Origin of the sequence: Bacillus sp. NTK034 (assembly GCF_017303275.1) — a bacterium.
Taxonomy (GTDB): Bacteria; Bacillota; Bacilli; order Bacillales; family Cytobacillaceae; genus Cytobacillus.
In genome coordinates this window covers 122813-145589 of record NZ_JAFKOJ010000007.1, presented here as the reverse complement: position 1 = coordinate 145589, position 22777 = coordinate 122813, and the positions used below count along the sequence as shown (strand labels likewise).

General features: G+C 37.6%; 18 protein-coding genes and 1 pseudogene. 1 reads left to right on the top strand and 18 read right to left on the bottom strand.

All coding sequences use genetic code 11. The features are described from left to right. Positions 1-39: 39 nt before the first annotated feature. The 10 genes from JI665_RS19385 to JI665_RS19340 form a co-directional block, all read right to left on the bottom strand. The gene (locus JI665_RS19385; RefSeq protein WP_206842982.1) at positions 40-2562 is read right to left on the bottom strand and encodes a hypothetical protein; all 2523 of its coding nucleotides are present in this window, start codon (positions 2560-2562) and stop codon (positions 40-42) included. A gap of 12 nt (positions 2563-2574) precedes the next feature. Next, positions 2575-4527 (bottom strand): VirB4 family type IV secretion system protein, encoded by a 1953-nt coding sequence (locus JI665_RS19380; protein WP_139266874.1) that lies wholly within the window; start codon positions 4525-4527, stop codon positions 2575-2577. Next, on the bottom strand, positions 4481-5407 hold the full coding sequence (locus JI665_RS19375; RefSeq protein WP_071158785.1) for a hypothetical protein: 927 nt from the start codon (positions 5405-5407) through the stop codon (positions 4481-4483). The genes JI665_RS19380 and JI665_RS19375 overlap by 47 nt, the downstream gene beginning before the upstream one ends. A 14-nt stretch (positions 5408-5421) precedes the next feature. After that, positions 5422-5727 carry a PrgI family mobile element protein gene (locus JI665_RS19370; RefSeq protein WP_071158787.1) on the bottom strand — a complete coding sequence of 102 codons (306 nt, stop codon included), beginning with the start codon at positions 5725-5727 and terminating at the stop codon, positions 5422-5424. 49 nt (positions 5728-5776) lie between these two features. After that, positions 5777-6085 (bottom strand): hypothetical protein, encoded by a 309-nt coding sequence (locus JI665_RS19365; RefSeq protein ID WP_071158789.1) that lies wholly within the window; start codon positions 6083-6085, stop codon positions 5777-5779. Positions 6086-6229: 144 nt separating this feature from the next. Further along, positions 6230-6649: a hypothetical protein gene (locus tag JI665_RS19360; RefSeq protein ID WP_071158791.1), complete on the bottom strand. Its 420-nt coding sequence runs from the start codon at positions 6647-6649 to the stop codon at positions 6230-6232. A 722-nt stretch (positions 6650-7371) separates the two neighbouring features. Further along, on the bottom strand, positions 7372-8190 hold the full coding sequence (locus tag JI665_RS19355) for a hypothetical protein (RefSeq protein ID WP_206842981.1): 819 nt from the start codon (positions 8188-8190) through the stop codon (positions 7372-7374). Positions 8191-8466: 276 nt separating this feature from the next. Then, the gene (locus JI665_RS19350) at positions 8467-9522 is read right to left on the bottom strand and encodes a hypothetical protein (RefSeq protein WP_206842980.1); all 1056 of its coding nucleotides are present in this window, start codon (positions 9520-9522) and stop codon (positions 8467-8469) included. Positions 9523-9548: 26 nt separating this feature from the next. Continuing rightward, positions 9549-11771: a DEAD/DEAH box helicase gene (locus JI665_RS19345; RefSeq protein ID WP_244671257.1), complete on the bottom strand. Its 2223-nt coding sequence runs from the start codon at positions 11769-11771 to the stop codon at positions 9549-9551. Positions 11772-11822: 51 nt separating this feature from the next. After that, positions 11823-12923, bottom strand: a complete 1101-nt coding sequence (locus JI665_RS19340; RefSeq protein WP_206842978.1) for a hypothetical protein — start codon at positions 12921-12923, stop codon at positions 11823-11825. A 431-nt stretch (positions 12924-13354) separates the two neighbouring features. Here JI665_RS19340 and JI665_RS19335 point away from each other — a divergent pair, with 431 nt between their 5' ends. Beyond that, on the top strand, positions 13355-13954 hold the full coding sequence (locus JI665_RS19335) for a restriction endonuclease (protein WP_035332915.1): 600 nt from the start codon (positions 13355-13357) through the stop codon (positions 13952-13954). Positions 13955-14492: 538 nt separating this feature from the next. Here JI665_RS19335 and holB read toward each other — a convergent pair. The 8 genes and pseudogenes from holB to JI665_RS19295 form a co-directional block, all read right to left on the bottom strand. Then, the gene (gene holB, locus JI665_RS19330) at positions 14493-15467 is read right to left on the bottom strand and encodes a DNA polymerase III subunit delta' (protein ID WP_206842976.1); all 975 of its coding nucleotides are present in this window, start codon (positions 15465-15467) and stop codon (positions 14493-14495) included. Further along, complete coding sequence (locus tag JI665_RS19325; RefSeq protein ID WP_035332918.1) at positions 15467-15709, bottom strand: hypothetical protein; 243 nt, start codon at positions 15707-15709, stop codon at positions 15467-15469. The genes holB and JI665_RS19325 overlap by 1 nt, the downstream gene beginning before the upstream one ends. Positions 15710-15961: 252 nt before the next feature. Further along, positions 15962-16321 carry a hypothetical protein gene (locus JI665_RS28670; RefSeq protein ID WP_235192320.1) on the bottom strand — a complete coding sequence of 120 codons (360 nt, stop codon included), beginning with the start codon at positions 16319-16321 and terminating at the stop codon, positions 15962-15964. A 41-nt stretch (positions 16322-16362) separates the two neighbouring features. Then, on the bottom strand, positions 16363-18129 hold the full coding sequence (locus tag JI665_RS19315) for a hypothetical protein (protein ID WP_206842974.1): 1767 nt from the start codon (positions 18127-18129) through the stop codon (positions 16363-16365). Positions 18130-18168: 39 nt separating this feature from the next. Next, positions 18169-19956 (bottom strand): group II intron reverse transcriptase/maturase, encoded by a 1788-nt coding sequence (gene ltrA / locus JI665_RS19310; RefSeq protein ID WP_206842972.1) that lies wholly within the window; start codon positions 19954-19956, stop codon positions 18169-18171. 698 nt (positions 19957-20654) lie between these two features. Continuing rightward, positions 20655-21041, bottom strand: a pseudogene (locus JI665_RS19305) (AAA family ATPase); the annotation flags it as partial. A gap of 23 nt (positions 21042-21064) precedes the next feature. Continuing rightward, positions 21065-21955 (bottom strand): ThiF family adenylyltransferase, encoded by an 891-nt coding sequence (locus tag JI665_RS19300; RefSeq protein ID WP_206842955.1) that lies wholly within the window; start codon positions 21953-21955, stop codon positions 21065-21067. Between the two features lie 50 nt (positions 21956-22005). After that, positions 22006-22629, bottom strand: a complete 624-nt coding sequence (locus tag JI665_RS19295; RefSeq protein ID WP_206842945.1) for a hypothetical protein — start codon at positions 22627-22629, stop codon at positions 22006-22008. Between the last annotated feature and the right edge of the window lie 148 nt (positions 22630-22777).

The following is a 22777-nucleotide window of genomic DNA, read 5'->3' as shown; positions in this document are numbered from 1 at the left end:
TTCACCTCCCATCATTAAAGGAAGAGAAAATCGTATGTGTTATACGATTTCTCTTCTTCTTTCGTTCACTTTTTTTCCTCTAGTACCACTCACGACCCACCCAGTCGCACTCTTCATGGTGCTCTGAGTTCTATTTAATGTCTCTGCCATCCGGTCACTGCCTGTATTCGCATTATGATTAAGCGCTGAATAGGCAACATACGCATCAGGATTTATTTTCGAAGCGTCAAAAGTAGAATCGACAATCCGATTAGGGGATTGCGCCGTCACTAAAGTAGATTGGTCAATTATGCCGTCCCGGTTTCCTCCTCCTACAATATAAGAGTTGCCCGTTCTCATAAGATAAGGAGTTGATCCTGGTAGGCCTACTGTTGTATTTTGAGGACTCCCCTCAAAGCCACCACCTGTTGGGATTCCTGCAGCATGATTAGGACTCTCTTGAATCCCTGCACTTGGAACGGAAACGAGGGTACTGCCTGTATTTTGAATACCTGCGCTTGAAGCGGGACTGAATGTACTTCCTGTATTAATCGGTTGAATGCCTCCTGAAGCTTGTATCGAGTCAGCTCTCATAATTCCTGGCCCCATGGCTGCCCCTGGTGCATTAGCTGTTATATTGGAAGTCATAGTGGTAGTGCCTCCGCTATTGGTATTCATCCCACTATTGAAACCTTGTGTACCATTAGATAGACGATAACTCCCGTTAGGTTGCAGTTGGGGAACCCCTTGTTGTGCATTTCCCAATCTAAAAGAAGTGGCTCTGACTGAACCGTTTTTCAGAGTTGAATCTGCTGCTCCCTTAATCCCTACTTGAGACCATTGCCCACTTTGATCCTTCATATAAAAGGCTGATGATCGATTTGTTTGGACATTCATTACCTCTGCCCCGGGGTTTAGCTTAGAAATCTGTTCCCACGTCTGGCCACCTGCCCCTCCTATAGCTGGAGAAGCATGCGTTAAATCATTTCTGGACACACCGCTTAGCCCATGGCCAATTCTTCTTCCCATCTGGCTTAATGCTTGTGACCCTGTCATACTCCCTAGAGACTCACCAAGATTTCCTGCAAATTCTCTTCTTCGGTCGAGGTTACCCATAAAGGCTCTGAAACCAGCCCCATCAGCGCCGCTGTAGGCAGCTGCTTCTTTTACAGTACTAAATGTGTTCATCAATCCTGCAGCTGTTCCTCTGGAACCTTGTAGCACACCTTCCGCAACCTTCTGTCCAGCTTTTGCACCGGCCATGATTCCTAGGGGGTTCATCGTCACAGCTCCAGCGGCACCACCAATGAATGCACCTACTGCTCCGGTTCCTTTCTTAACTGCTTGCCAAGAAGAGGAGTTTGATCCAGTGGCTAATGAAGATATCCTTGTGGACTGTGAATCACTTCCGCCACCAGCATTTATTAAACTGTTTTCAGATGAAGCAAGCGTTGAATTAGATCCAAAGGTTGAAAGGTTTCCTCCTCTAATGATGTTCCCAGCCTGATTTGCTACCATCATGGTAGTCATAATACCGCCTAATCCTGTCATGGTTAGAGCTTGTCCAAGTTTAGTAGAAGAATCTCCAATGTTTAACCATTTTGAAATCATCCCACTAACAGGGATGAACATCATCATTAACCCTAACTTCATAATTACTCCTGCTCCGAGAGCTGAGAAGGAAGCAAAAGCGAATAACACAATGGCATGGATAGATTGGAGGAATGTATTTCCGATTAATTCTTTGGTCCATACACCGAAAAATCCTCTGGACTTATTGAACATCAATGAATATGCTGCAATTGGTCCCATAACCAAAAGGACAAGAATAATGATTTTTCTAGATATATAGACAAAGTTCAGGATTGCTGACAAAATCCATTCAGCTAAAAAAGTAATAATCAGTGACATTACACCAAATACATTTTTCATATCCTCGAAACCGGAAATAATAGAAACTCCGTCGATTTCAACACCGCTTTTGGTTAAAACATCCTTAATTCCAATAATGACAGCTGTATTCAAACCGAAAATGATATTGGTAAACTGAGTAAAAAACACCATGAATAATGCAGAGACCATCCACATTTTAGAATCCTGCCAAAAATCAGCCCTCGATTGAGGATTCATGGAATTAAAGCCTAGCTTTAATGCAGAAAGTAGAATCGCAAGTGTCAATATCGCAACATAGGCACCGGCAAACAATTTAAGCATAGGATCAATAATTTTCTCTCTTTCCTTGACCGTAAAAATACCATCATTAGAAAGAGTGTCATTTTTATCCATCCAAACGCAGTAGGGATTACCAAAGACCAAAGTGTTCAGTCCGGCAATTCCTCCGATGTTAAACATGTTTTCCACCTGGCTTACCATAAACTTTTCTGCCATATTGGCATCGTTTTCTTTGAAGTCTTTAATCTTTTCATTTACCTTCTCATCAATTAATGGGTTTCCGCATGACCAAGTGTAAGAAGGAACGAGATCTGAATTCCCACTTGTCTTTGATTCAGCTAAAGCAGAAGGAGGAACAATGGAACTAAGAATGCAAAATATCAGGAGAGATAATAGGATATTCTTTTTCATTACCTACCTCACTTAACTTCCAACACTGATATTTTGATTCGTGTTGAGGTAAACCCATTCATCAGGAGTCGGCTCACTCCGAAAATAAACGATCTCCTTACCCGCTTTTAAAAGCACATCCCCTGTATCTGCAGTTCGTATCATTTGGCCAACCTCTTCTGAAAAGCGGAAGGTCTCAAGTATAGGCTCTATGTCTTGGTCTGACTGTTTTAGGAAAGCCACTGTATTTAATTGAGCAATAATATCCTGTGCTTCTTGACTGCGATGGAACATTTCATAACGCTGAGAAACGATGGTCATACTTACATTCCATTTCCGTCCCCTCGCAGACAAAAGTTTAAAGAACTCCAACATACTAGGATACTTTAGCTGCATCCAGAACTCATCGGCCACTACCCGCTTTTTTGTTTTAGGATCATTTTTAATAAAACGATTCCAGGTCCAAATATTTAGAACATGTTGCGCTAAGGGTCTCTCAATTCCATTCGAAGATAGCCGTGAGATATCAAAGCAGATAATTGGTGCAGTATCCAAATCAACATCATGCTCCGTAATTAATTCCGTTTGGCCATCAAACATTCCAAATGCCCGCCCAGCCGTAAAAAGAGTGATAACGCTTTTTAACTCCTCTAGATTAGGGGTTCCTTCCTTCATCCTCTTTTCAATTTCATGTAGGACGTCGGAAATGGTTGGCATCTCAACATATTTCTTAAGCCAGATAATGTTTCCTTGCTCATCTACTTCTTGTTGCTGTATAAACAGGGATTCCGGGTCTTCTGTAATTCCCTTGTCGTGATAGAGTAGATTTAGTATTTCATCTAGAATTCCTAACTCTGTAGGAGTTAAGCTTGCACCTGCTACCCCAGTGGCAGCTTCTTTCATAACTTTAAAAAACTCGATGGCTTCTTTAACCTTTTCATTAATGTTTACTTTTTCCTGGATGTATTCATCTTCTGTATTTTTGTTTATTACTTCTTTTTCAACATATATATCTAATGGGTTGATTCTGCTGCTTTTTCCTTTATAGGTGTCGGACCTTAATTCGATGACACATCCACCTAATGCACGAGTCAATCCTGTGTATTCAGGCTCAACATCAAAAATCACAACTCTATTTATTCCATCACTGAAGCCACGGCCAATAATTTGCTTAACAAAAACACCCTTACCGGCTCCAGACTCCCCAAAAATGCCCACATTATAATTGTTCAGTTTCTTATCAAAGTTGTTGTAATAAACGTATTCGTTACCATACACACCAATAGGCATCCCACCGGTGTGGTTTAGTTTAGAAGAGGTGTGTGGGAAGATGGCAGTTAAAGCAGTTTGATCTAGATTTCGAGAGGTGTTAGCTAAAAAATTATTTCCAAGAGGCAACGTACAAAGAAATCCTTCCCTTTGCCGGCCATAAGCATTAATTAACTCAATAGATTCACCACCCAATGTGGTCTCGACATCAACACATTTTTGGTTCAACTCAGTAAGTGAATCTGCATAAACCGTAGCTGTAATACTTGCATAGTATAGTCCGTTTTGATTGTTACGGATTTGGTCCCTTAAAAACTTACTATCTTGAAGTTTTTGCATGGATTCTTCCATTCTTGCACCATTCTCATTTTTAGCAGCAGAGTGGAATACCGTTTCAAGCTGGTCTATCTTATTTTTCAACTTCCTTACTGCCTCGGTACGATGGAATGGTTCAACTAGCACCGATACATCAATGTCATTTCCCATAAATAATCCTTCTAGCCAATTAATACGAACTGTTCTGGGATAACCACTTGGTTTCACAAAAATGGTTCTGCCATATTTGATATTCCCTAACCCTGATTGAATGGTGAAATAATCATCTAAAAAAGTTACTCCATCATTTAAAGCATTATCTATTAAGGAAGGAAACGATAATTCTTTATCGTTATTAACTGGCTTCGGAGACTCCAGCTGTTTCTTCTTGAACAGTTTCATAGTTATCCATAACCTCCCCTATATCTTGAACTAATTCATCAAATCCCGGTAAAGTTGTAGGATCTGCTGTAATAAAACTAGTGATTTTTTCTTTACCATTTTGGACAACAGATTCAATTGGATGAACCAACATACGGTCGCGGTTCAAAGCTCTCTTTAAAACTTCCATCGCTTCCAAAGAATCCAAAATTTCACTTTCAATTTTTGCTCTGGCTAACATTTTTTGAACAATAACCGCCTGTTGATAAAGGGTTTCAGCAATTTTCCTCTCTTTTTGGGCAGCGGTTAATTTCCCCATTTTAGACGGTTCATATATGTAGCTCACAACGTAAAAAACGTTTCTTGTTAATCGGAAGTCATTTATCGTACGGGATTTTATATGGCTAATAACCCGCTCGTTGTATTCTCTAGTTTGGGGATTGACAGCTTCTAAATTTTCCTTGAATCGAACTTCCTCTTTTCTTAGATCTTGCCTTACAGCTTGACCTAAAATTTGGACAGGAAAATTTATGACTCGAAATAATGATTGATACCCTAAGATAATACTCTGGCGTTCGCTCGCATTAAGAAGGTCAAAGTTAACAAAATCAGTGGCAATAATTAGAGAGTACTCATTTTTTGACTTTTCGAAGATTCCATACTTAATGTCCTTTAATCCAATTAGATCTTTAAGCGACTCTCCGCTTGGTTTCTCTGGTTTAGATTTTTTATCAGCAACCTCTGAGTAACCGTTTTCCGCTTCCTGTTGCTCTTTTAGATATTGTTTTCTTTTCCATCCAGCAATCGGCTCATTATTATCCATTCTCTTTTTTGCAACAGCCAAAAAACCTAAAACAGAAAGAGTAAAAACAGTGGAGATCATAATGAAAATATTAAACATTTTACCCCTCCTTTTTAGGGATGATAGATTTTTTGAGATCGATGATATTTAATTTTGACAAGGATAAACTCTGATAAATACATCTCATATTTATCAAGTTTTACATAAGCAAGGGCAATTGCTGTTCCGAGCATAAAGACAGATAAGGTAAAACGTAAAATCCCATCTAGAATCCCTACAACAAAGGGGATATTACCAAATACGAAGTTAGCTAAAGCTAAAAATATAGTAGGAAATACAATCATGAACTGTCTTTTCGAAAAGATTGCTAAGATTTCTTTCTCTTCTTCGGTCAGATCGATGGGTACGATAATTTCCAAATGTTCATACCTCCTTTAAAAAAGAAGAGTGGATAACTCCACCCCTCCCTTACTTTGCTGCTATACCTGCAATAGTATCTGATAGATAATAGGCCGCGTAAAAAACAAAGGCGCCACAGCAGCAGCTAATTAATGAGATCCAAACAGTACGCATCTTTGCAGCACTTATTGATCCAAAAATAATGAACAACGTAATAATTAATATGGCTAAAGTAAACAACAAACCGCCAATACCGCCTACTAACTCAACAATTTTCTTTACAGCACTGTATAGATTATTACTTTGATTCGTTGTGTAAATGCTGTTAGTTATACTACCTAAATACGCAATGTTATTAAACAAGCTATAAAAGTTCATTCTTTCACCTCCCTTAAACAAAAAAAACGGAAGAACACACAAACAGGTTTCAAGCCTGAATGCGGTTCTTCCGCTTTTATTTCAATATTTAATTTCTACTATGATTCTATAAGAATCTTACATTTATGTCAATATATTCTTATATTATCTGTTTCCGAAATGGCGTGTCATGTCGCGATTGAAATGAACGGTAAATACTTTCCCCAATTCATTATCTGCCTTATAGGTATAATAAAGGGTTGTATTCCCCAGAAACTCATGGTTATACCTTAGGTTTTGGATTACAAGAGTAATAAATAATTTATATTGTGATTCATCCAGCAGTGCTTTATCATTCTGCTCCTTCGGGTCAATACCTTGCCCATCCACCATAATTTCTTTATCTGGAACCTCGTAATTCATTCTCTGTAATGAATAGTTTCGAGTATGAAAACTGAAAGTACCTTCTAACGTTTGTGTGAACTTCCTTTTATACTCCAAGTCATTCGATAGTTCTAACTTGATTTGTTGAGCCAATGCGACGTTTTCTTTCTGGTACGATTTAATATTAGTTTTATTATCCATAACGACCTCCTGTAATATCCTATTATTCGTCTTTTAGTTCGGAATCAATGTCTTGCGAAGTGAGGTTAACAATCCACTATCTTCGTCCCTTGTGTACGAAAAGCTGGTTACTTTATCCTGAAAGTCGTCATTACTGTATTTAATAAGATGGGCTAATAGTTTCACGAAATTATAAAACGATTTCCCATTCACGTTATTTTCAATACTTTTATTAACTTTTGGATATTTTTCGGATTGACGGATTTTGAAACTCTTTAGTCCATCGCAAGTCTCGATACTAATTTTGATTAACTTGTAATTACGGGTATGAAGGTAAACAGTACCTTCTGAGTTGAAATTAAAAAAGCTTTGTAAATCGTGATCAGATAATAGCTCGTTCGATAGCTTGTTTGCTAGCGATGCATTTTGCAGCAAAAAAGTATTAATATTAGACACTTTGCAAATCCTCCTTAATAATTTTAGTGCTTTTTGCCTACCCGAACGGATTATCTTATTAAATCTCCATTTTTTTAAAAAATTTTTCTCTATTTTTTTATGAAACTATCAACATTATAATACAAAATATTCCTTTTGCACTATGTTTTAGTAAAATTTCCATAATTTTTTTAAAAAAAATCGACAATCCCCTTCAAAGTAAGTCTATCTGCACCCCTCTCTATATCTTCATCGCTATGAAAACATAGAGAGGGAAACAGATACCAAAGTATCTTTTCCCTTTCTCATTACATCACTGCAGCTGTTGCATTATCCTCATTATCTTGGTGATAACCAAGAGCCTCCAATTCAGGGTCCAAGTATTCTTCAACATGAAACTTGTCCGCTGTAACAAAATGTCCTGATACTAAAACGACATCCCCGTAATATCGAGGGACCTTAGGGCCTACCATCTCAACCGAATGGTCTCCGTACTTTAATGTAAACCCATAATCGTTTACATCTACTTTCCCAATCATGGTATGTATCCCTTCAATCATGGTGTTAGAGGGAGTAGCTGTAATCATCCTGGCTACTTTATCTCCGTATTTTTTAGAAATAGCTCTAAACTGATTGTCAGGTAGAACACTCTCCTGCGCGGGATGTTCATCTGTAAAGACGTTTACTTGTTCAAAATTCACCAGATTGTGCATGCTTTCATAAATCTCTGCAAGGTCTTCGCTATCTTCTTCAGATGTCAGCGCAATTAGCTTATCAACATTTGCTAAAGTATCCTCTGTAGGGATACTGTATTCTACCTCTGGGTTAAAGCTATCAGCTGAGAATACCGGGATATCCGATGTTGTTTCCGGCTTTTCAGGTCCAATGGTAGATATAGCTGCTTCTCGGATCAAATCCCCATAATCGCTATCATCTTCAAATAAAGAAGTTTGAACGGATGGGGTTTGAATGGATACCGGCTGCATATTCACATCCCAAGTAAACTGCTGCGGCGTGTTCCATTTCCTGGCTTTTCTTTCGTATGCTGCTTCGGTAAATACAGGAAGCATCCCAATTGCGACAATAATTCCAACAAAGATCAGAATTGCATGTACACCATTAATCATTTTTCTTCCTCCTTAAAAAAGTTAAGCTTATATATAAAAAAGCCCATTAAGGAAATGATCGCAAATTGCATCACTTCCCTAATGGGCTTGAATATTATTTGAACTGTTTACAGTAATTAAGTATATACGCATCTCCTGAATTGGAGCTTAAAAGTAAAACAACAAGCTCTTCTTCCGCATGGAAAAAGATAAAAAAATCAAAAGAATATATACCCTTATATTAGCAAAGTTATCCAAGTTTATCAATAAATGTGCAGGTAAATATACTTTTCACAACTAAAATAGTAACGTTTGACCAGCCAAGACTTTTGATTTTTTGTCATCTCGCTCTATCACTTTTCCATTATAAGATGGAGTACTATCAGTATTTCCAATAAATTCTTCTATTGGTGGTGACGTTTCTTCTTCTTCAATGATATCTTCTTCAATCATCTCATCGGAAAAATCACCGACTTCCTCAATTTCGTTAGTCTGTTCACTTTTAGCAGTATTTATGACTACTTCTTCTTCTTCCAATGGAATAATCTCCTCATCATCCAACAATACAACTTCTCCCTGATAAAAATCCTCTACAACTTCCTCTAAAGTTGGAAATTCTATAGATTCAACATCAAGGGAATCTAAGTCAATCACTTCTTCGTTCTCTGTTATTTCAATAACTTCCTCATTTTCATCTATTTCTATATCAATTTCTTCTAAGTGCTCTATGTTATCCGCTAAAGATAAAGAATCTGGCAATGGCAATGTAATTTCCCACACCAACTCCGCTAATTTACCCTCTGCTTCAATTCGATTCTTATAGTCTTCATCCGTATCACTTTCTTGTCTTATGGGTATGACGTCCTCTTCTATCAGAAGACATCCACCTTCCTTTTCACAGGTTTCAGGTTCAAAGTATAAACCAAAAGATTGAAAAGCAGCAGGATCAGTCAACAGGTTATTTTCAATAACTTGAAGATTATCATTAATTTTTTCTTTTAAGTCCGCACAAACATTTGGAACTTGTTCCAACAGTTGTCCGATGGCCCCCTTTATGGTTGGCGATGATAAAGGATTCTCTAAAAAACCACCCCATCTTGCAATCCACCAACCAGACTTTCCCTCTTGTGACAGTGCTTGCACTTTAAAGGTATGATGATCAGCATAGCGTTTTAGCCAGGCAGGCATCTCGCCTGTAAAGTATGCACGCACTAACTTACTCCTCTCCTTAGGATGAAATTGAAGTTTTAGAGGTTTTTTTTCGTAATAATGACGCTTGGGTGATTCCCCCTTTTTACTCTCAATCCACTCAATAATTAGTTTTTCTGAAGCTGGATTAAAAATGGGTTCCATTATACTTCCTCCTAAAAATTATGTTATTATGAAACAAAGATTTCTTCTCTTTTGGTGCCTGAAGATAACATGTCAGTAGCAAAAGCCTCATAGTCAATTTCATCTGGCTCTATACCCTCGTCACCTTCAAATTCCTTAGCGATTTCTTTAAAATCTAATTCTTTACGATCAATGGCCAGGTCAACACCTGATTGCTTGGACAAAACCAGCCCGTGCATATTGGCATCTATAGTCCCGACAGAAATTAGCCAATGAATATCTACTTCAAAATGCTGCCCCCATCTGACAGCACGTGAATAACATTGCTCGATCTTCTTTGAGTTAAATTCTAAATCATACAAGAAGACAGCACGCGCTTCAGTTAACGTGTAGGACTCGGCTCCAGTTTTGGTCGTCATGATTAAAATTGATAGATTACCATTTGGATCTTGAAATCGATTCATCAGTTCAAACCGGTACTTCATATCAACAGAGCCATGAATATATCCTGCAGACTTACCAGGCAGTATTTCATCTAAGAGGACACCTAATTGTTCGGCCGTTGCTTTGTGAGAAGTAAAGACCAGCATTTTCTTCCCTGTTCTTAGATAGTTTTTTGCTTTATCGATTAGATATCTAATTTTGGTAGGCTGCTCTGTCTTAGAAGGCTTGTATTCCTCGAATGTCCATGGACAGCTCGCTGCTTGACGAAGCTTTGTTAACCACGAACAGACCTGTATGGCATTGATTTTATATTTTTCGCCTCTAAATTCCGCGGCCTCCCTTTTTGCAAGCTCCTGTTTATACCACTCTTTGAATTGATTGAGGATATTATCATATAGATCTTTATCAGCTTTAATCATGTCCAGATGCCTACGAATATGTTTTGGCTTAGGGACCTTTATATAAGAATTAACGTCTTTGTCTTGTTTGGTCTTTCTTAGCATTAAGGTATCTAATAGATTCCATAATTCCTCTTGATGAGAAACACGTGATTGAATAGAATCTGTCTCAAGCAAAGTCTTGGCATGGCCCCCACCGTAATAAACCCCAAAGTGTTCTTCCCCTACTTTCCCATGTCCTTGAAAAGGTTCACGGAAGAGAGGATCCTCAAAATGAGAACCACAACCTGTTAACCAAACTAACTGCCAAAAAAGATCTGAAGATCCATTTTCTGCTGGAGTGCCTGTCAATATTGTCCTCCGTTTAGTTTTCACTCTACGAACGACTGACTTGCTCCTTTGAGAATCTCCATTTTTTAGATAGTGGCCCTCGTCTACAATAGCGGCATCATATCCTCTATGAAAGTAGGAGGATAAAGGCTTTTTTCGCTCTTTAATAACTGTAAATCCACATTCACAAAAGAGTGTTTTATTCTTCCACTCATTATGGCAGCAAGGGCATTTTACCGGGAGTCTATCCATCGAATAGCGCTCACTTTGCTGTAACGCTTTTTCTTTGCAAATATGGCAATATTGCATGTTTTCATTAAAGTTCAAAGCACTTGTACAAGTCGGACAGGATTCATGCTTTATTGTTGCAAACACAATTCTTCCCTGAGACCATTTTTCATAACTGACAATATGAATCCTCTTTGATGAGTGAAGATCTGCAGGGTTTTTAAGTTGTATATACTCATCTTCCAAACCGAGTACCTTTATTTCACGGATCCAGTCATTTAAGTTACGACTCATGCTGATAATTAATATCTTGTCATTATCCGGATTAGCAGTTGCTCCAACTAATGATGTCAAAGTTTTACCCAGCCCCATGTCAAAGCACAGGAAAAGTCTTTGATTCGCAATCATAAGGGCGGCCCCTTCTTTTTGATATGGGGCTAATTGCTTTCCATCTGATAAGATGCCACCATATTGACTTTCCACTAAACCTAAGGCTCTTTTATACCTTTCTGAATCCTTAACATCCTCTAAGGATTTACTATTCCAATGGAATTTTTTCAATTTAGCATTTAAGACTTTTTGCACGCGCCCAATTGAACCACCATCTATATTAAAACCCCACTCATTTAAAGCACTTACAGCGGGATTATCCACGAGCTCTTTATTTGCATACTTTACCTGATGGTGCCAAGAAAGTGGATTTGTGGTTCTATAATGAGTCTTTTCTTCCCCATTTCTATTTGTTACGGTAAAACTAAACCGAAGTTCATGATTATTTGAACAAGATAAACATTCATTTTTCGTAAGCTCAGCTTTCAGTGAATTGGTTTTAAAATCGATTCCCTTATTGGTATAGAACATTTTTGTCATAATAGAAAAAGCACCACGCAAAATAGCGCAGTGCTTTTCACCCCCTTCAGATTATTTCTGCATTTGCCCAACAAGTGCTCGAATGTGATCCGTTTGTTCACAGGCGATGGTAAGCGGAGAAGTTTTATCCTTAAACAGAATTAAAATTTCCTCTGTTCGGAATAAACTTGCTGCTAACTCAACATATTCAGCGTTAACCGCGAACTCAAACTGTTCACCCTCACACATTGCTCCGAGCTGCTGAGTCAGAATACTCTCTAAATCAATTTTTGTTTTAGCTCCTTCTGTTCTAAAAGTAATGACCGGGCGACTTGGTGCCAAACGTCTGGCCCTCCTACATAATTCAATTAATTCCATCCGATCAAACGTCCATTTCGTACCTGCCGCATCTTTATCACTGTAAGATCGATCAATATCAGGAAACTTCCCTGCCAATAATCTGCTCACAGCGGTTGTCAATCCAGCTTGAAATACTAAAAGCGTCCTGGCCTCATTAATACCAATAGATATTTCACTATCTGAAGGCAACAAATCAGCTAATCCGCAAATGCTTTCTGTAGGAATTGAGAATTGCATACCCTCAAACCACTTAACTTTTTCTGAGCGTAATGTGACTGCTCTAGCACCATTGCTGGCTCTTATCAATACTTCCCCCGTATCATCCATAGCAAAATATAAACCTTGAAGACAAGGGTTTGCTTTCGCCATTTGGGAATTGCTTAATGCTGCAAAGGGTGGCATTGAACGGGAGAAGGAATGTAATATTCCAGGTTCCCAGGTAACAGTCTCAATTGTATTCGGAATATCAATTAGCGGTGCTGTCTCAGCTATGGTTTCACAAGCAATTTTTGAAGATCGGCCCCAGCGTAAATTTAGAAGGCTACCTTCTAACTCCACAATGATTTCTTCATCCGAAGGCAGGGCTGATACTTTTAGATCTAGTTCCAACATAGAAGTAGCAATATCTAAATTTCCTGTGATCTCTGCTTCAATTTTTTTCTCAACCTGAAGATCATCTCCGTTGAAATAAAAAGAAACAAAACTGCCTTCTGTTTTAATAAAACAAGCCTTTTCTCCCAATCTTGCTTTCTTTGCACCTTTCACTAATGATGTGACGGTATTTTGCAGCACCTCTCCATTAACTTTAAACATTCAAAATTCCTCCTTAAAAAGTTTATAAAAAAATAAAAAACGCCTCAGATCGCGATTGAATTAAAACAATCACCATCTGAGGCGTATTTTTTAAAAGATAAGTTATCCTCTCGCATGAGCGGATAGTAAAAAAAGAAAGTTTATAGGTTAATATTACCTTTAATCCCTATTTAATTCAATAATTATCCAATAAAACTTTTCCTCTCGAGTTACTTTGAATAGAGACGCTACCTTAATACTCATCCTTTCTTTCATAAATGATTTAAGCAAACTTAATTATTCACAAAGGCCTATATTCAGATATTTTTTCTTTTTGGTCTTGATCTAAAAAATTTATCGTATTAATTTGTTTACACATGTATTCACATGTGATATTATAAATTTGTAATCACATGTGAACACAAATTCTTCCGAAAAAGGTGATATGTAAAATGAAAGTTAATGTTTGGTTAGTACGCCCTCTTCCACATGGAACGAACCACATGCAGGATTTCTTAAAACACAATCGAATCGCTGTAGGTTATCCTGTAGGAAAAAATTTAACTAACTTAGATTACAGTCAAATTCGTCAGCTCCTAGAACAACATAGTTGGGAAGAAGGCATTGGAAATGTTAATACATTGGTAAATGTTATGAATGACGGGGATATCGTAGTGGTACCAGATGATAATAAAAAAGATGTCTATTTCGGAGAAATTGATAGTGATTATATTTATGAGCCTTTATTAGACAAAAATAAAGCTGGAAGTGGATACCCACATCAAAGAAGTGTGAAGTGGTTCTTTAACAAAAAACCACTATTGCGTTCTGAGTTACCAGAAGAGCTGAAGGGCTCTATGCGCTACCCTGGTACAATTGCCGATTTAACTAAGCATTATGAAATAATAATGAATGTTATTCATGGGGATAAGGTGAAAAATGAAATCCATGAAACATTGGAACAAAAGGCACTATCGGTTATTGAAGAATTGTTAGATAGCGCAGTTCCAGAAATTCGCTTAAAGGCAGCTGAGGTCATTTTAAAAAGATAAACCCCTTATGGTTATAAAGAGAAAAACTCCCTTTACACTTAAAAAAGTAAGGGAGTTTTTTAACATATTCCATTCATTTTTGTAAGAAAGTAACATCTCCTATTTGTAAATTAGGCTTTTTCTAATACCACATCTACATACGCATTTGCTATTTAGAGTCTTCACTTATACGAACAACTTCCTCTCCACTCTCACATTTAGGACAAGAACTTTCGCCCATATCAGTCTTCTTACTAACAGCAAAGTCTACCTCACATAGACCGCAAAAATAGACATTCCAATTACTCATTAACTCACCTCTAAAGTCGCGTATTTGCGTTTTCACATCAATCTCCAACTACGCATTAAGTCTTTTTAAAATTTCTGCTTCTAGATTATCTTTATAAGAGTATTCTCCTGACGCACTATAGTATTGAATCCTGTTGATTATCCGTTCAAACTCTTTTACTAGTTCTTCATTTGTCATTTTTTCTATGAAATTCACTAAACAGCACTCCTCAGTAATATGTTTCAAATGTTTATCATTAAAAGTTTGTAATTAGGCAGCTAATGAAGCTTTTTGCAAAAGTTGTTCTAATACTAGGATATAGTTAGTATTAGACCTTAACTTCTCTTTGGCAGTTACAACCTCTTCTAATATAGACACCAAGTCATTAATCAGGAAATGGTTTCGAAAATGTTCAATCAATTGAGCATGCTCATTTAAAGAAACCCTTCTTCCTAATTGGGAGTATAGGACCTCCTGGAACCATATAGCAAAGAGCTGCATGCTTACTTGTTGCTTCTTCTTATCGGAAAAAACCTCCGGCCATTCAGTCTGTATTTTCACTACAGCTCCGAAGGGGTTATTAGCAAACTCTTCTAGAGTATTGAAAAATAGATTTTTAGCATTTAAGAACCAAGCCTCTTCCAGCAACTCTTTTCCTCTTGTCACACTCTTAGTGATATTAGATAACAGATATGCTGCATCAGGGTCTAATCCTTCATTCAATAAATTTTTATATAAAACTTCACTTGAAACTTGTTGAAATTTATACACTTGTACACGAGATATAATCGTATCAAGCATACGATTCTTGTTTTCTGTTAAAAGAATTGCCAAGGAAGTTCCATTGGGCTCTTCCAAAAACTTTAACAAGCTATTAGCTGCCTGAACAGTCATCCTATCAACATGCTCAATGATATAGCATTTCTTATCAGACTCAACTCCTTTAAAGTGAAACTCTCTTTGCAAGGAGCGGATCTGCTCAATTTTTATACTTTGTCCATCAGGTTCTATGAAATGTAAATCTGGATGGTTGGCCGAGTCAATTCTTTTACACTCTGTACACTTCATACATGGTTCATTGTGAATAGGATTTAAACAAAAAAATCTTTTGGCCATCCAAAACGCGACATCCTTTTTACCAGCCCCAGGTTCACCGCTAAATAAATAGGCATGAGTAAGTTTTTGGTTTGAAAAGGCCTTTTGAATGAGTGTGGTCACCTTTGGTTGAATAGCTTTAATATCCATTATGCTGCTGCCCCCTCACCTAGTGCGATTTCAAATCCTTTAACTATGACATCATAAGGAAGTGCTTTACCAAATTTTGAGATGTCTTGAATAAGATAAAATACGCCTTCATCATAATTACCAATAGCTAATAACTGATCGGTCTTTTCCCAGGCTAGTTTTGCTTGCTGTCTAGAGCAAAGCCTGTTTCTTCTTGCTGCAGCAATATACCTTTTAAAATAATTTGTAGTTTTTTCAAACATAATAACTTCCTCCTTAAAAAGTTAATGAGTGCTGAAACAAAAAAAAACACTCTAGTAACGTTCGACTGAATTTGTGCTGGAAAAGAGCACAGTCGATCACTACTAGAGTGTTTCTAAAAATACATAATTAGTCCCGCATGGGTCTAATAAATCATTAACAAGTTTTATAAATATATTCTATCATATTCAACTTACAGAAAACACCAAAAATGCCAAAAAGCCTTGGATTTTTCCAAGGCTTCGCTTTTAAACTTATTGGTGATTCTCTTCTGTAGAGAATAACCATTCAAATGTTTGGTCTATCATTTCAGTTCTCTTGGCAATCTGTTCATTAGTCATTTTGGAATAGTCAGGACGAGGAATACTGCTAAATTGAACATCCGCCTCAATGAGCCTGTACCTCTCCTCGTAATAACTATTTTTATCCTTCAATGCTTCAAGAGTTAACCAATGAATATCGCTTCCATTCAATGAACTTGAGCATGAATGAATTTTCATTAATGCCTTTTCAAGTCTATCAATATTTTTTTTCGATTCTGCCAGCTCACTTTTCAATCTTACAACTTCATTAAAGAGATCTGTATTAATATCTTCCTGGCTTAATTGCCCCATTATGAATCATTCCTTAATCGATTTAGATGAAATTTATTGTGCTACTTCTTAAACTCTTTTTTAATTAGATTCCATTCTTCTTCATCAATTACGATAAGCTCTAATGATAATCCTAACACTTCTTCTATAACACTTTGAACAATACTTCTGTTCATTACTTTTTCAAGCAGTTTTACTTTTGCCTTTGTGGGCATTGTGACGACTATGTGTTGTGCACTAATTGCACGCACAGTGGCCTCTCTATATAGAGCCATTACCTGCATACGCTCTGCCTTCAATGTTGACAGGATCTCTTCGTGATTTTGGTTATACTGTTCTCTATACTCTTTCTTTGCAACTGAACAGATACCTAAAACCTTTTTTAGCTTTGGAGATTCTGTAACGGTTCTTTCCTCCGGTTGTGTCTCTGGTAAGTCAATTAGATCTTCAGGAGGAACTAATTCGTCAGATGCTAAGTTATCGTCATCAATCACCTGAATATATTCAGCACCTTCTTCCATATCTTTTTTAAATTGGTCAAAGAATTGAGCTGGTTCCTCATTAGTATTCAGGTTAAAATTGTCTTCTTCCTGTTTTGAATTCTCCTGCAGAAGTACAGAATCTTGCTCCATGGAGGATTTTTCATCCCTACCGTTCAAATCATTTTCAATCATTGAAAGTAGATCCAATGGATCTATATCTGCTTCAATAGTTTCATCTGCAGAGTCAGAAACAGTGGTTTCTTCCACTTGATTCTCCTGTTCTCCTTGAACTTCTAATTCACCAGAAAGTTCCATGATTTCTTTCTCAAGATTTGACGGCTTGAACTCTTCTTTGGATGGGCAGCTAACGCTTTCCCCGTCCATTTGCCGGACAAAAGCTTCAACTTCATCCTCAACTGGGATTTGTTCATCCAATTTAGCAGTCATTTCCCGAGACTCAATTTTTTGTTCTGGTTTGTTGTCCACTGCATTACCAACTGCTACCTCTTCAGCCATTACTGAGAATTGACCACTTGCCAGCGTCCTCTTTAGATTTTCTACTTCCTGTTTCAAGGATTCCAACTCATCAAGTGGATTATCTGCAGCTGCCTTAATTAACGCTACCTCGAGAATAACTTTATCTTGGCCGCTGAACTTTATTTGAGACTGGCATTTCGAAAGGATTTCAATAATGCCATATACCCTTCCTACATTAACCGAACGAGCAATCCCTTTGAACGATTGGTCTGTCAACGCTTTTGTTAAGTTTGCCTTTTCCCCCACCCTGCGATATACAAGGATGTCCCGGTAATAGGCTAATAGATCTTCTAACAAAAACTTGGGCTCCTTACCCGTTTCGATGGTTTTATCTAATAGATCCAATACTACTGAAATATTCTTTTGTTCAATTGCATTAACCATTTCTCCAATCATTCCTATATCGACAGACCCAGTTAGGTCAATCACATCAGCTGCAGTTACCTTTCCTTCAGAATGGGAGATTGCTTGGTCAAGCATACTTAACGCATCCCGCATCCCGCCTTGAGCAACTCTTGCCAGGATTTCCAGAGCCTGTTCATCAACCTCAACATTTTCTTCTTTCACTATATATTTCATTCTGTCCATTATCGCTTTATCCGTGATCCGTTTAAAGTCAAAACGCTGACATCGTGAAAGAATAGTTAATGGGATTTTATGAGGTTCGGTTGTAGCAAGAATGAAGATAGCATGCTTTGGAGGTTCTTCAAGAGTCTTCAATAATGCATTAAAAGCTCCAATCGTAAATAGCAATAGGTAAGACTTTGAGGTTATCTCCGTCTTTTCCCCTGCTCCGCACCGTACGTGCAACTTTCATCGCATACGGCGCTCCATCTAACTCTATGTCAATTAAATACTTTCAAGTTTACAAAGGGCTCTTAATTGATTTAACTTACGTATTTGTGCTGCATTAAGGCTCAGAATTTTGATGTATTTGTTAATCGTTTCTGGTTTGATAGCATGGATTAGTCTGTGCACCGTTTTATGTACAAAGACCAGATTAGCAAAGCTATCAGTACCACCTAGAGAAACGGGTAACTTATGGTGACAGTGGGCTACGTCAGCCGTGAGAAGCATATTTGTAATCGCACATTTACCTTTTTGCATTGAGTATTTTGAAAGTCTGTTATCAAGATATTCAATGGAGCGATTTGGAATGTTTGCTTTCATTAGCTTTGCTAGTTCCAGGTCCCATGAAAAGACGTTAGGAGTGTCGTATGGATTTAAACTTTGTGAAAAGTTAAGGTTGTTTTGTGTTTTAACACCACAGATAGGAAATAGATATCCTGCCTTTTTAAAGGAGTAAGTCTTTTTCCTTCTGTAACCATACAACCTATAATAAGTCGATGATTTCTCAACCTTTATATATCCATAACTTGCGACATTCTTTAGTTTTCTTCTGAGTGCTTTAAGTAAGTTAAATTCAATTTTCTCGAAGTCTTTATTTACGTGAGTAGCATATTTGAAGAATTGCTGACTTCCTAATACTACTGAGTTATAAAGAGCTACGTTTTCGGGAGTTGGGTGCTTCTTCAACCGCTTAATTTGTTCTCTTAGTCTAGTTTTGATTTGCTCAACGTTTCTATCGGCAATATTTGTTTTAGCAACAAATTTCTTTCTCTTAGGGACGGCTTTAATTTTGTAGCCCAGAAATACAGAACTGCGTTTTCTGAGGTTAATAACCTTAGATTTTTCTTTGGAAATGTCGAGTTTAAGTCTATCTTTAAGATAGCCTTTAACTGCATAAAACCATTTCCATGCAGTTTTGTGGTCTCTAGCCATTATTCTAAAGTCGTCTGCGTATCTCACAATGTACCCCTCTTTTAGTTGTGAGGCTCGTCTTAGATTGTAAATCTTAACATCGTTACCAGCGTATTTATGCTTAGTTTCGAAGGATTCCCACTGATTTGCAACCCATTGGTCGAGGTCATTTAGAACAACATTTGATAAGAGTGGAGATAGAATTCCTCCTTGCGGTACTCCCTTTGATGGGATACCTACTCCTTGTATTGGGGCTTTTAACATTTTCGAGATTATTGCTAATACTCTTTTGTCTTTTACTCCAATATTCCAAAGTTGTTTAATGAGAAGATTGTGATTCACATTGTCAAAGAAACCTTTTATATCAATATCGACTGTATAGTGTAACTTATTGATGTTGATAAGAGTTTGCACTCTTGCTATAGCATGTCGAGTTGATCGTAAGGGTCTAAAACCGTAAGAGTGATTGTAAAACTTTGCTTCACATATGGGTTCAAGAACTTGTAAGAACATTTGTTGGATGATTCTATCCTTAATAGTAGGAATCCCCAAAGGGCGTTTCGTACCATCGTGTTTAGGGATATAAACTCTCCGAATGCTCTGTGGCTTGTAATTGGTTAAGGTTCTTCTGATTTCGGTAAGGAAAGATTCCTTATCTTTCTCAGCAAGATGAATGATGGTATATCCATCAGTTCCTTTCGTTTTGGAGCCAGAGTTCTTTTTGACGTTCCTATATGCAAGCATTATGTTTTCATCCGATAGGATAATTTCGAGTAAATCCTTGAAGTTGCCTCCAGTTTTACTAGATTCAAAGAGTTCTTTTTGAATTTCCCCAAACTCGTAATATTGCTTGTATCTTACGCCATTTGCGCTCATAGGTGCATCACCTTCTTTCAGTGATTAACTCACCTTCCTACCAGAATTATGAGCTTCTACTTGTTTTGTCGTATTAATTGCTAGTAGTCAGACTTGGGGCTATCTCTCCATTATGTTTCCATAACTTCAGCGGTACTGTACCCCTACTCTCACAGAGACAAATGCATTTCGTTCGTAGTTGAACTTATAGCAAACTCCTGATGATAGTCATTTTGTGGAGTTCTCTGCTTTCCACGTTCCGATAAATGTAGCTGTACATATACTTTTAGGTGTCCGCTTTGAGCCTGTAAGTTTATAATCTCATCGCTGATTATCCCGAATTTCATAACATGCAATCTTACTTTTCGGTAACTTACCTTGTACTTGCAAGACCTATCTTTCGATTAGGTTAGTCCTCTAGACTCTTTCATTCGCGGGTTTCGTCAGTCTCTCTATAGAGACATTCTCACCATGAGTATTTTGTAGCACTCCGGCCTATCTCTCTCCATATCACTTTAAAAGTGACTTAGGTTCGATTCAGCCGACTTTACCTGGCTTCACACTAAAACGATTCTATCTATCGCTAAAGCATGCAGGAGTATCAAGTTGTTAGTTTCAATCAGCATGATGATATCATTCCTAACATCCATTTATCAGTTGTAACTTGATTTAAAATCAAGCCCACTCTTTTCCTAGCAAGAGCTAGTTATAGAGTAACGTGTCGCACGCATGTGCACTTCATCAATAATATAAACCTTGTATTTTCCATATACAGGTGTATAACCGATTTTATCCCTTAACTCTCGAATTTCATCCACTCCATTGTTTGAAGCGGCATCAATTTCAATAATATCGGGATTATTATCAGAGCATATATCACATGCTCCACAAGGCTCTCCATTTACTCCACTGGTACAGTTAACAGCTTTCGCAAATAATTTAGCTGAGCTGGTTTTACCAGTACCTCGGGGACCAGAGAAAACATAAGCATGTGAAATTGAGTCCTGATTTAATGCGTTTAGTAAAGTCTTCTTGATATGGTCCTGACCAATAAGGTGATCAAAACCTTTTGGACGATACTTTCTATATAAAGCTAAATGTGCCATTCTAATCTCTCCTTAAAAAGTTTTTATTTTTGAATTAAAGCGTTATATTCTCTCTGAATGTCCTTTGAGACATAAGTAGGGTTTGCCCCACACATTTTTGCATTGAAATCTACAGCATGAATCCCAATTTCATTGGTATGAAACAGCGTGTTCATGATATTGTTTGCAATTTGAGCGGCAAATTTATTTGTCGCACATCTTTGAGGATTATTGATGATTGCTTCCCCGCATGATTGACCAGGAAAAGCCGTTTCTTCATCCGTCAAGATATCCTCAAAAACCCTTCCAACTGGCGGCAAGAATACTTGGCCGTTCCTTTTGAAACCCACCACGATCTGACCGCTAAAACCTGAGTTGGCCGCAATTTGTTTTTCCATTTGACTATATTGGCGTTCCTCTTTTCCTGGAACAACGTAAACGCCCTCTACTCCCGCATCAATATAGATAAGATCATCTAAATAATTGCTGTGAAAGAACTCATCCATCAGCTGCCGGCTTCGATTATTATCAACCATCCCTATTAATACTGGAATAATCCGCTTATTTTCTTTAGGGAAAGTAAATAACTTTTGAAAGAACTCCAAGTCCGTCACATACTGAGGGACTGAAGAAAACGGGACATTATAATGTTCCGAATATCTTTCTCTTAAAGCATCTACTTTAAATGAACCTACATCCTCCTCATCAAAAAGCTGATTCTTAAGATTTTTCTTTTCAACTTCATCAGCATCACAAACATACATGGTATATTCGAAAGGACCAACTTGATGATAAGAGAACGTTTTTTGGACACCGTATGTAGCAATATCTTGGCAGAGAGAACGAATAAAGTGGCTGCCATTTGCTCCTGCACCCACCTGTACGATGAAATAGTGAGGCTTTACATTACTCTCTTTAAACAACTTTAAACCCATTATGATAATTCCTCCTTAAAAAAGAAGAAGAGAGTTCCTCCCTTCTTCCATCATTGATATTTCACTCTTGTTTCCCATTCAGCAGGATATGGTACCTCCACTAAAGCGCCAGATTCAAAAATCTGATCAATTGGGATAGCAAGCTCAGTGTCATTGCCTTTCACTCGAAACTTAGCTTGTGGCGTATCTGTATTTAGCAATCCAAACACCCCATAAATCATAAAGGCTTTCTCATCCTGATTATCAGTGGCACTAAAATAAGCACTCATGGAATTGTGTGAATGTACTTGGGCCACTTGAATAAAGCGAAGCGAATTCCTACCCAAATATTTAGGATCGAGTTCAGCATGAACTTTTACCTTTGATACATGCTGAACCGGACATTCTAGAAAATATCGTTTCGTTTCTGTATCAAAATATAACTGCAGCATAACCTCCACGTCGGATCTTAAGCAGAAGTCTTTGAAAAAAGAATACATCTGATTAAAGATATGACCTGGAATCTTAGGAAGCCTGAATGAAAATCTTTCCGTTAAGTTATCTAATGAAGGAATTGCAGGAGGCTTTGCCACCATTTTTCCTATCATTGACTCTCTCACTTCATATATCTGTCCATCAGCTGCACCAATATAGGAAATTCCTCTTTTATCACTCTGGCTAAAATATTCAGTCACTCTCCAAAAATAAGAAACAAGGGACATTAAAATGCCCCCTTTGCAGCTCCTAATGCATCTGGAAATAGTCTTTTATTTTCCTTATATAGTGATAGGTAAGATTTTGAAGTTATCGCCATCTTTTCCCCCACTTCACACCGTACGTGCG

Coding starts and splice junctions, on each gene's coding strand:
- JI665_RS19385 (WP_206842982.1), bottom strand. CDS start 2,562: ATGAAAAAGAATATCCTATTATCTCTCCTGATATTTTGCATTCTTAGT.
- JI665_RS19380 (WP_139266874.1), bottom strand. CDS start 4,527: ATGAAACTGTTCAAGAAGAAACAGCTGGAGTCTCCGAAGCCAGTTAAT.
- JI665_RS19375 (WP_071158785.1), bottom strand. CDS start 5,407: ATGTTTAATATTTTCATTATGATCTCCACTGTTTTTACTCTTTCTGTT.
- JI665_RS19365 (WP_071158789.1), bottom strand. CDS start 6,085: ATGAACTTTTATAGCTTGTTTAATAACATTGCGTATTTAGGTAGTATA.
- JI665_RS19360 (WP_071158791.1), bottom strand. CDS start 6,649: ATGGATAATAAAACTAATATTAAATCGTACCAGAAAGAAAACGTCGCA.
- JI665_RS19355 (WP_206842981.1), bottom strand. CDS start 8,190: ATGATTAATGGTGTACATGCAATTCTGATCTTTGTTGGAATTATTGTC.
- JI665_RS19350 (WP_206842980.1), bottom strand. CDS start 9,522: ATGGAACCCATTTTTAATCCAGCTTCAGAAAAACTAATTATTGAGTGG.
- JI665_RS19345 (WP_244671257.1), bottom strand. CDS start 11,771: ATGACAAAAATGTTCTATACCAATAAGGGAATCGATTTTAAAACCAAT.
- JI665_RS19340 (WP_206842978.1), bottom strand. CDS start 12,923: ATGTTTAAAGTTAATGGAGAGGTGCTGCAAAATACCGTCACATCATTA.
- JI665_RS19335 (WP_035332915.1), top strand. CDS start 13,355: ATGAAAGTTAATGTTTGGTTAGTACGCCCTCTTCCACATGGAACGAAC.
- holB (WP_206842976.1), bottom strand. CDS start 15,467: ATGGATATTAAAGCTATTCAACCAAAGGTGACCACACTCATTCAAAAG.
- JI665_RS19325 (WP_035332918.1), bottom strand. CDS start 15,709: ATGTTTGAAAAAACTACAAATTATTTTAAAAGGTATATTGCTGCAGCA.
- JI665_RS28670 (WP_235192320.1), bottom strand. CDS start 16,321: ATGGGGCAATTAAGCCAGGAAGATATTAATACAGATCTCTTTAATGAA.
- ltrA (WP_206842972.1), bottom strand. CDS start 19,956: ATGAGCGCAAATGGCGTAAGATACAAGCAATATTACGAGTTTGGGGAA.
- JI665_RS19300 (WP_206842955.1), bottom strand. CDS start 21,955: ATGGGTTTAAAGTTGTTTAAAGAGAGTAATGTAAAGCCTCACTATTTC.